The 8,083-nt window shown below is 44.3% G+C and carries 7 protein-coding genes and 1 pseudogene; 1 reads left to right on the top strand and 7 read right to left on the bottom strand.

Annotation, left to right across the window (positions count from 1 at the left end; all coding sequences use genetic code 11):
• The 3 genes and pseudogenes from R7Q46_RS03815 to R7Q46_RS03805 all read right to left on the bottom strand — a co-directional run.
• Positions 1–586, bottom strand: a pseudogene (locus R7Q46_RS03815) (IS3 family transposase); the annotation flags it as partial.
• Positions 587–700: 114 nt separating this feature from the next.
• A complete protein-coding gene (locus R7Q46_RS03810) occupies positions 701–1,153 on the bottom strand; it encodes a bactofilin family protein (protein WP_080659230.1) in 453 nt (150 codons plus the stop codon).
• Positions 1,057–2,010: a M23 family metallopeptidase gene (locus R7Q46_RS03805; RefSeq protein ID WP_005374721.1), complete on the bottom strand. Its 954-nt coding sequence runs from the start codon at positions 2,008–2,010 to the stop codon at positions 1,057–1,059. The genes R7Q46_RS03810 and R7Q46_RS03805 overlap by 97 nt, the downstream gene beginning before the upstream one ends.
• Positions 2,011–2,437: 427 nt before the next feature.
• On the opposite strand from R7Q46_RS03805, the gene R7Q46_RS03800 reads away from it, so the two are divergent.
• Complete coding sequence (locus tag R7Q46_RS03800) at positions 2,438–4,192, top strand: hypothetical protein (RefSeq protein WP_206970572.1); 1,755 nt, start codon at positions 2,438–2,440, stop codon at positions 4,190–4,192.
• An 80-nt stretch (positions 4,193–4,272) separates the two neighbouring features.
• On the opposite strand, the gene R7Q46_RS03795 is transcribed toward R7Q46_RS03800, so the two are convergent.
• The 4 genes from R7Q46_RS03795 to R7Q46_RS03780 all read right to left on the bottom strand — a co-directional run bounded on the left by R7Q46_RS03795 (position 4,273) and on the right by R7Q46_RS03780 (position 7,973).
• Positions 4,273–4,917, bottom strand: a complete 645-nt coding sequence (locus tag R7Q46_RS03795; RefSeq protein ID WP_318077296.1) for an START domain-containing protein — start codon at positions 4,915–4,917, stop codon at positions 4,273–4,275.
• 76 nt (positions 4,918–4,993) lie between these two features.
• Positions 4,994–6,178, bottom strand: a complete 1,185-nt coding sequence (locus R7Q46_RS03790) for a multidrug effflux MFS transporter (RefSeq protein WP_158173280.1) — start codon at positions 6,176–6,178, stop codon at positions 4,994–4,996.
• Complete coding sequence (locus R7Q46_RS03785) at positions 6,175–6,819, bottom strand: recombinase family protein (RefSeq protein WP_054576561.1); 645 nt, start codon at positions 6,817–6,819, stop codon at positions 6,175–6,177. Before R7Q46_RS03785 ends, R7Q46_RS03790 begins: the two co-directional genes overlap by 4 nt.
• Before the next feature lie 146 nt (positions 6,820–6,965).
• Positions 6,966–7,973 carry a LacI family DNA-binding transcriptional regulator gene (locus R7Q46_RS03780; RefSeq protein WP_017820101.1) on the bottom strand — a complete coding sequence of 336 codons (1,008 nt, stop codon included), beginning with the start codon at positions 7,971–7,973 and terminating at the stop codon, positions 6,966–6,968.
• Positions 7,974–8,083: the final 110 nt, after the last annotated feature.

Below are 8,083 nucleotides of genomic sequence, written 5' to 3'. Positions count from 1 at the left end.
TGAATGCCCTTTGTTGCTGCTAAGAACTTCAGTTTACGCGTGCCAATGCGTGGCTGCTTCAGCCTGACTTCACGGACAAAGCCAATGACAGCATGCTCATGATGTTCACAACGAGATTGAGTTTGGCATTGCTTATAATAAGCTTGGCGAGAGATTTGTACTAACTGACAAAACTTCGTAACGCTCAAACCTACTATGGTTTTCTCTTGGACAACGCTTCTTTGTGCTTTTTTGTCACTCTAACACCATAGTCACGTTCCATAACGTTCACGACAGCTTCAAAGAAGTCGGCTTTGAGTTGAGCATCTTCGAGCTGCTTCTCAAGCTCTTTAATACGTTGCTCTGGTGTAGGAGGTAAATTGAACTCGGCCATAGAGTCTCCTTTGGACATAAAGTTAGGTGTCCCTTTAGACCAATCTAGTCGACCATGCTTACGAAGCCAAACCAAAACCGTAGAGCAACCTTGGATGCCATACTTCTCTTGGGCTTGTTTGTAAGTGAGGCTTCCTTTTTCAACCTCATCAACTACAGTGAGTTTAAAAGCGAGGGAGTAATCGCGCTGAGTTCTTTTAGTTGTTGATTTCATAACACTCTCCAATTTTTTTGGGGGAAAGTGTCAACCTTATTTAGGACGGCACACAATAGTAATAAAAAAGACGGCGTGAAAGCCGTCTTTTTTAAGCACTTTAATCAGAGCGTTTTATGCTGATTTACGCGCAAGTCGCTTTTCATTGTTGGTGTTGTTTTCTTTTGTGTTCGCACTGTCTTGAGCCTTACCCTTTAACGTTACCACTTCCTTTTCAGGTAATTCGGCTGCTTCACCAAAGAATTTGCCACCAGGTTCAATGCTGAGGTTATTGCTCCAGATCCTACCGCTTACGCGTCCCTTGGCAAGCACTTGAATGTGTTCTGCGTGACAGTTTCCGTCCATCATGCCGTTAATGATCAGCTGTTTAGCGTAGATTTCACCGTTTACTCGCCCGCTTTCTGCGACAACGAGAGTGCCTTCCACGTTAATTTGACCATCGACGATGCCATCAATCTGGACATCGTTTTCTACTTTGAGTTCTCCGCTAAGAGAACAGCCTTTGGCGATGAGAGTTGAAGCTGCTGAGCTACTCGTTGTTCCACTGTTTTGATTAAAGATTCCCATCGTATTCTTCGCTCCTTAGTAAAAATGTCTTCGAAATCATTAAGGCTCCAATCGACAAATGGTTTCGGATTCAGTGCTCGCCCAACAAATCGCACCTCGTAATGCAGGTGAGGGCCAGAAGAGAGCCCACTGTTGCCGGAAATTGCAATCAGCTGCCCTTTTTTGACGAACTGACCACTTTTTACTTTGAACGCTTTCAAGTGCGAATAAGAACTCGAAAAACCGAAAGAATGTTGCAGCCTGAGGAAGTTACCAGAGCCTTTATTACTGCGGCGGGTGACTTCCACTACCCCATCGGCAGGGGCATAAATTTTGGTGCCGATATTTACGGCAAAATCGAGCCCACGATGCATTTTGGCAACTTTTGTCACCGGATGGATACGCTTACCGAATCCGGAAGATAGCCGTACGTTGCCGACTGGAGAGCCACTTGGTATTTGGTTTAATAACACCATGCGAACGTTTGAGGTTATCGCCGCTGCATCGAGCCTAGCATCCAAGTTATTTGTCGAGGTATGTTCTCCAACCCCAAGCACTTTCTCTAATTCACCCAAACGTTCCGAAACAAGTTGTACCCGTTCTTCACGTTCTGAAAGGTCATTTTCTAGCTCTGATTTAAGTGTTTTCAGTGTGCTGAGTTCTTCACCCATGGTGCGTGAATGCTCTGTCAATTCAGCTTGTTTTAACGCTGCATTATCAACGCGAGTGTACAAGTGATGAATTAAGATTACGGTCGCGGCCAGAGCAACAACAAAAAAAACGAAAAACGTTTTTATGTTGCGTTGCATCCTTTTACTGAAGTACCAATGTCTTGAGCCATTGATAGTTGATATAGAGATCGTCAACTGGTCTTTCATCGTCTTCTATTGCTCGTATTTGGTATACGTCTCGTCACTGAGTTAGTAGGAATGTAAGGAAAACGAGTAGGGACCGCCAGAGGCAAATTGGAAAGAAGTGTCAGGTCGTGAGGCGTTTTCAGATATTAGATAAAAGACTCAATAAAGATTTAATATTCTGCTGATTTTGGTCGTAATTACTCCAAATCGCTTCATTTAACTGAATATTATGATTTTTAAGGCGGTTATCCGAGAAATTGGATTGTGAATATTGCCAATAGCATCCGCACGCAATTCAACTTACTTCACGGTTTGCCTTATAAATGTTGGATAATTTATCAAACCGACATTCATTACATCGATAACTTGTTTATGATAGCGGTTGATATAAAGCACTATTCATTGGCTTTAAACCTAAGCGTTACATTTCGTTTAGGAACACATAACTATGACAACGGAGTTGGTCGTGAAAAAACTACTATTGGCTACAGCAGTGGTCGCAGCTGCAGGGGGCGCTGGCTACCTGTACCAAAACAATACTACCGCGAGTGATGCAGGCTCACTGTTAACGCAAGTTCCTGCAGATTCACTTATGGTGACGTATCAGACTGAACCTTTTAACCATTATAAATATATGAACGCATTCGGTACGGCGAACCAAGGCTCGATTGCAGAACTTTTTGCCGATGAACCACTGTCTCCACAACAGCAGTTTGCAGTTAACTTATTCGATGGGTACCTAGAGAGTGCTGCGTCGCCAGAAACATTAAAAGCTTATTTGGGCACCGGGGAAAACATTAATCCTGTGTTGTACACAATTGGTATGGTACCGGTGTACAAAGTGGATATTGAAGACCCTGCCGCGTTATGGAAAACACTGGATCATGAAGAGCAGATGAGCGGCGCTAAGCATGAGTTGGTTAAGCTTGGTGAAGTCGAGTATCGTCGTTACGAGATGACTGATTCAATTGACCCGCAGGACGGTATTGGCTTGGTTGTAGCCGTGGTTGATAACGTGCTTACGTTAACGATTGATGTTCCGCAACTGGGCGTTCAAAACCCGATTAAAATGGCACTAGGGCTTGAAGCACCAAGTCAAAATATTGCTGACAGTGGACGCCTTGAGGCGTTGCAAGCCAAATACGGTGAAAACAACAACTCTTTTGGTTACTTTGATCATCGCGAAGTGATTAAAGGTTTGACGACGAAAGATGGCAATATGTTTGCTCGTCAAATCAGCACGTTGGATGCAATAGATCCTGAACCAACTATTGAGGAAATGCGTTCACCAGCCTGCCATACTGAGCTTACTCAAGTTGCAGAAAACTGGCCTCAGTCCGTCGCGTTTGCAGAATACAAGATGAAAGGCGATCAGGCGTTCATTAAAGGTTCTTTTGTTGTTGAGTCCAACAATAAAGTGATTCTAGATGCGCTCAAGTCGATTCGTGGTGTATTGGCAGAGTCTAAAAGTGATAAGAGTTTCTTTAGTATGGCGCTTGGTTTAGACATTAATACGCTAGCGCCATCGATTGGTCAGATTTGGGCTGACTTGACTCAGCCTCAATACCAATGCTCTTTATTGACGCAAATGCAGCAAGAGATGGGTGGCCAGAATCCAGCAGCCGCTGTAAGCATGGGGTCAGGCATGGTTAACGGCCTCAAAGGGTTAAGCCTGCAAATGTTTGATATCAAAGTAGATACTAATGCTCAGCATGGTGAAGTATTTAGCCAGCTAGATGGTATGTTGTCTCTTTCTGCCAATGATCCAATGATGCTTATTCAAACTGCGCAAATGTTCGTTCCTGAACTTGCTCAATTGCAAATTCAACCGGATAACCAACCTGTTAATGTCAGTGACCTATTAGAAATGCATACTGGCATGAAGGTGGACGTGTTTGCTCGTCTAAACGAAAACCATTTCACTCTTTACAGTGGTGATAGTGCTGCGGAAGCAAGCAAAGAAGTGATGGCGCAATCACTTTCTCCAAATGGCTTGTTCAGCTTTGATTTTGATTCAGAACGTATTTTGGAAGTGTTAGAGAGTGCGTCGTCAATCACTGGGGAGCCGGTTCCGGATGATGTTGTCAAAAGCTTACAAGGCGAGCTTGTTGGTGGTATGACGATGGACGTGACAGACCAAGGTATTGGTTTTGAGTTTGATTACCGTGGTGCAACTAAACCTGTAACGGTTGCACAGCAGTAACACATTGAGTAGAAAAAGGCGGCATATGCCGCCTTTTGTTATTATGTACCGTATTAAAAAGCGAGTGGGAAGAGCGACGCTTACTCATCTATTTGAGGATGAGAGTATTGTTGATATTCAGGTAACTCTTTTCTTAAATTACTAAATGTCGCCCATGCACTTTCTTTTGAGAGTTTGTTGATCAGCCAGTTTGGCAATAGACCTCCGGGGTCAGCAAACGCCTTGTATTCCACGAGTGTTGTATCGTTTGTGAGTTTTTGTAACTCCCAAGTCGCATCAACCGAGCGAATTCGAACATAACCATTTTGTTCAGCAAGATATGAGTCAGGTGCGCTTTTGATTTCTATGGTGAATCCCAGCTCATCGACCCAGTACTTTGAGTAGGTGACCATATCCCGATTTTTGGCAGGCCATGGTGCTTTAAACTGGGTGTAAACGATGTTCTCGGTGGCCGATATCTGATTTAAAACCTGGCTATGACTGGCATTGTCAATCCAGTTCGGGATATTGTCACTGTCTTCCAGTAGCGTTAAAAATGCACCATAGCTGGTGGGTGTGAACATCCGGGCACGGATCTCAACTAAACCGTCACTATGTTCTCGGGAGTAAATTGTGATTCCATCCTTGTCACTCTCGAACTGCCAGTTCTCGTTGGCGCTCGCATCAGTGCCAGCGGATATCAATGTGGCGAGTGTTAAGGCGCCCATTCTTAAATGCAACATCATGTTAGTATCCGCCAACTTTTCCTAAATTTAAGTTTATACGATTTGTCGTAACTATAAGGACAATAGTATGTTTTTGTTATCGTTCTGAAGGTTGCTCTGCACTGAAGCCACGTTGAATGTTGGTGAAGGTAAGCGATGCAAATATTACGATAACGATCGCTAGATGCCATGCTTGACTCAATCCAAGCTGCACCAGAGTTAAGCTGACCAATGAGGAGACGACCATTTGTCCACCACCAGACATTGCCGCTGCGGCACCTGCTTGCTTTTTATAAGGTTGCATTACCATCGCTTGTGCACAAGGTAGGGCAATACCATTACCCAAGATCATTAATAGCTGTCCTAGCATCAGAAATAGAGGCTCAACAGGGCAGAAAAATAACCATATTGCGGCAGCGAGGTGAAGAAATGGGGTGCAAAGCAGCATTTTTTTATTGCCAATAATTGGCCTTACTCGGTTACAAATCGTGGTACCACATAACATACCCAAAGCGGGAATGAGCGCCCACATCGCGTATTGAGCGGAGGTCATGCCAATTTGATCTTGCATGATAAATGGCATCACAGAGACTGTCGTAATCATTAAGCTGAAGTTTAACCAACTGATACTGGCGAAACTCATAAAGTAACGAGACGTAAGTAAGCTCTTGTATTGGAGTAACATTTTTCGGGGTGACGGAATGACAGAACGTTTTGTGATGGTTTCTGTGAACTTAAAGGCGATGATTACCCAGGCCAGCGAGACATAGCCCAATAGAGAAATAAACACCATACTCCAACCGAAGTGGAAGTTGATAAAGCCGCCAATCACAGGTGCAATAAGTGGCGTGATTGAAGCCGCCATGGCGATGTAAGACATTGCCACTGGGAGTTCATCCCCGCTAAATCTATCTCGAGTCGACGCCCTCGCGAGTACCGCGCAGCATCCTGTACCTAACCCTTGTAAAAAGCGCCCCATTACCATCCCTGTAAATGTGTCACTGAAGAAAATAATCATCAGCAGACCAGACATCGCGATGAGTAAACCGGTAAGTAATACTCTTTTTCGTCCTAAAGCATCTGACACTGGCCCGTAGATAAATTGAGAGGGGCCAAAGCCGAGCAAATAAATACTCACAAGTAGTTGAGCTTGGTCGAGGGAGATGGAAAAGTCTTTTGCTATCCATGGCAAAGAGGGCATGACTAGCCCCATGCTCAACTGGCCAACGCTAATAATAAGACAGGCGAGTAGTATAGTATGAAAGTTGATTGGGCGACTCATGACTGGTCTCCATTCAAACAACCTTTTTGGCGTCGTGATCTTAAGCCGCCTTCGTCATCCACTTCATTTAGCTTTGCTTTGACCCGCTTCACAGTCGATAGACTGACTTCGCATTGCTCTGCCACGTTTTGCAATGTGTAGCCTTCTAGCAGTAACGTTGCGATCTGTTGGTGTTTGGTTTTGTTTGCGGGGCGGCCGCGAAACTTCTGTTTCCATAATTCTGGCTGCTCTTTAATGGCCTGTCGCCCTTGCTCTGCGGCAAACAGGCGATGTTCAGTCTGCACTTTCCCATATCCAGATAACACTGTGAGTAGTGTTTGAGTTTGAACAGAACCTGGCTCAAAAGTTAGTGATTCACATACGGTTTTCAATGTTACCCCTTTATCGAGTAGCATTTTTATTGTGTTCAATGCTTGACTAAAGTCGCGACCAAATGCGGTCAGCCACCAGAGCACAATCGTATCCCCAGTTCTGACGGAATCGAGCAGTTGTAAGAATGCCTCTCTCTCGGTTGGAGGCATGCAACCACGAACCTTATCCTCAAAATGCTGAGCTTCGGGAGCAAAAGCTTTTAGAGTATTAAGGTGCTCTTGGTAAGCTCGATTTTTTGGCGAATAACGAGTGTAAAGATACGTGGTCATAAGGATTATGAGCCTTTTTTTGTTTGGTTCATATAGTGTAATAGCTCATAAATATACATGGGTTCATTAATGCTTACAACACTAAATGAGCCGTTTGGGAGTCAGAGGCAAATAAAAAAGCCAACCGAATGGCTGGCTATAGCTATTTAAGCTTTTGTTGTCTGGCGCTCGATTAACTTCACTGGCACCATCATTTTTACTAGGCTGCCGTTTTTCGTATTAATTTGATCAACAATGATCTTCACGCACTCGCGAGCGAGGCGACGGAAATCCTGGCGGAACGTGGTTAATTGATAGCTTAACCATTCTGTCTGAGGAATATTATCAAAACCAATGACTTGTAAGTCCTGAGGAATCCTCAACCCGCATTCTATACGGGCGATATCCATGACCGCCATCGCAAGGTTATCGGTTGCACAGAACACTGCTTCAGGCCGATTTTTGTCTGCCAGTATGGCACGGACTTTATCAAGTGAGCTCGCGTAGTCATAGCTGGCTTCAATGATGCGTGGCGTCTTGCCGGTTAGGTCTTCAAATTCAGAGCAGAAGCCGCTTTGGCGTTCGTCATTCGTAAAGGTTGGCACTTCTCCCGTCAAATAAACCGCGTTCTTCACGCCACTTTTGTGCAGAAGTTGCGCGGCTTGTTGGCCTGCTTCGTAGTTGTCACTGATAACGTAGCTACTCCTAGTACCTTCAACAACTCGTGCGTATTGAACAATTGGGATATTAAACTCTTCACATTCTTCATAAAGGGACTTATTGAAGGTTGCGGAAGCAGCAATGACACCATCGACGCGATACTGGAAGATATTTGGGATTGAGTGGCCCTCTTCTTCATCCACTTGCCATGGAATCAATACGGCAGAATAACCTTTTTTCTGTAACTCACTGGAAATTAACTGCAGTGTTTTCATATGGATAGGGTAATCCGCATCAGGAAACACCAAACCTATCAATTTCGATTCGTTTGTGGTCAGGCTACGTGCAAAGGCGTTAGGGCGGTAGTTAAGGGCTTTAGCCGCTTCAAAGACTTTTTGCTTGGTCTTTTCGGATACTGAGCTACCCGGAACAAACACGCGCGATACAGTAGATTGAGAGACGCCTGCCATCTTTGCCACATCTTTTGATGTGACTACGTGTTTAATTGATTTCATGAATAAAACTTAGTTGCCAGTAATTGAGGTCATAAGACTAGCATAAATAGGTACGTATTCATAAATGTTCTGACGGGGTATCCTAAGTAGAATAATGGCTTTGGAGTGTT

Source organism: Vibrio sp. 811, from assembly GCF_033339195.1.
The sequence above is the reverse complement of the archived record's forward strand: the minus strand, read 5'-3'. Positions and strand labels throughout refer to the sequence as shown.